At 70.5% G+C, this 1,542-nt stretch carries 2 protein-coding genes; one reads left to right on the forward strand and one right to left on the reverse strand.

The features are described from left to right. Positions 1–928: carboxylate-amine ligase (locus tag AC1DY2_RS19670; RefSeq protein WP_476763943.1), on the reverse strand; the 928-nt coding region annotated here is incomplete at its 3' end. A 198-nt stretch (positions 929–1,126) separates the two neighbouring features. On the opposite strand from AC1DY2_RS19670, the gene AC1DY2_RS19675 reads away from it, so the two are divergent. After that, positions 1,127–1,501: a YciI family protein gene (locus AC1DY2_RS19675; protein ID WP_476763944.1), complete on the forward strand. Its 375-nt coding sequence runs from the start codon at positions 1,127–1,129 to the stop codon at positions 1,499–1,501. The last annotated feature ends 41 nt before the right edge of the window (positions 1,502–1,542 follow it).

Consider the following 1,542-nt stretch of genomic DNA (forward strand, 5'->3'; position numbering starts at 1 on the left):
ACCCGCGCAGCGCGTCCGCCGCGGGTGCGAGGGCGCCCGACAGCGGATCGAAGACCTCGCCCCGCATCCCGTGGTGTGCCGAGTGGAACACGGTCGCGCTGAGCAGCTCGGGCGGCACATCCGCCGAGGCCGTCGCCGCGGCATCCGTCGCACCGGGTGCCTCGAGGGCGTGCGACACGAGGGCGCGCGAGAGCGCCGTGATCAGCAGGGTGCTCTCGGCATCGAGTTGCGCGTCACCCATGCGGAACTCGATCGTCGGCAGGTGCTCCGAGAGCCGCACGTCCCACGAGATCAGCGCCAGGTCGGCCGTGCCGCCGATGCCGAGCAGCTGGCGGGTGCGGCGGTCGTAGTCCTCGGCGTCGAGGAACGAGGGCGGGCATCCGGCAGTGGTCCACCGGCGCATCAGCACGGTGCGCCAGCTGTCGAACCCCGTGTCATGGCCACGCCACAGCGGCGAGTTGGTGCCGATCGCGGTGAGCAGCGGCATCCAGGGCCGGGCCGCGTTGAGCGCGATGACGCCGGCCTCGCGGTCGGGCACGCCCACGTGCACGTGCAGGCCGCTCACCTGATGGTCGGCGATCAGGCCGCCGAGGTCGCGGACGATGCGCGCATAGCGCTCGCTCTCGGTGATGTCGGGGAACGGCGTGGTCTGGGGGGCGGTGCCGAGACTCGCACCCACGACGCCGAAGTCGGCCGCGTGATCGGCGACGCGGTGGCGGAACCCGAGGAGCGCCGCGCGCGCCTCGTCGAGCGTCGTGAACACGGATGACGCGTGCTCGACCTGTGACGCGAGGAACTCCTTGTGGGTCACGCCCGCCCAGTCGGGCTCCTGGGAGAGCCGCTCGAAGACCGCCGCCCCGACGTTCGCCGGACGCAGGGTCTCGGGATCGAGGAACTGGAACTCCTCTTCGACACCGAACGTCCGCATGTGCRCCCTACCCTTCGACGGGAAGCCCCCATCGAACTCTCGCGACGGCCGGACCGCCTGTCAAGCCCGCGCGAAACCGGGGGACGCCGAGTAGCGGCACCATGTCGAGAAACGGCGCGCAGCCTCGACATACTGGTGGGAGCGCGGTCCGCCTCCCGAACGAACGACGATGACGAACGATCGAAGGAGCGATTTCCGATGAAGTACCTCATCCAGATCTACAGCAACCCCGAGTCGCGCGCGGTGTGGGAGAGCTTCACGCCCGAGCAGCAGGTCGAGGGCTACGCCTCCTACCAGGCGATCAGCAGTGAGCTGGCCTCCAGCGGCGAGCTGGTCGCCAGCGAGGCGCTCGCCGACATCTCGCTCGCCAAGCGCGTCACCAACGACGAGGCCGGCACCGTGGCGAGCGACGGGCCCTTTGCCGAGACGAAGGAGCTCCTCGCGGGCTTCTACCTCGTCGACGTCGATGACGAGTCGCGTGCGGTCGAGATCGCCTCAGGCTTCCCCGAGGCCCGGTTCGGGCTCATCGAGGTGCGCCCGGTGCTCGAGATGACGGGTGGCGGCGACCTCTGAGGACGCCGGCACATCCGCGATGCCGTGAGCGACGCCGTCCG

Source organism: Agromyces sp. P1_H4 (genome assembly GCF_056405255.1).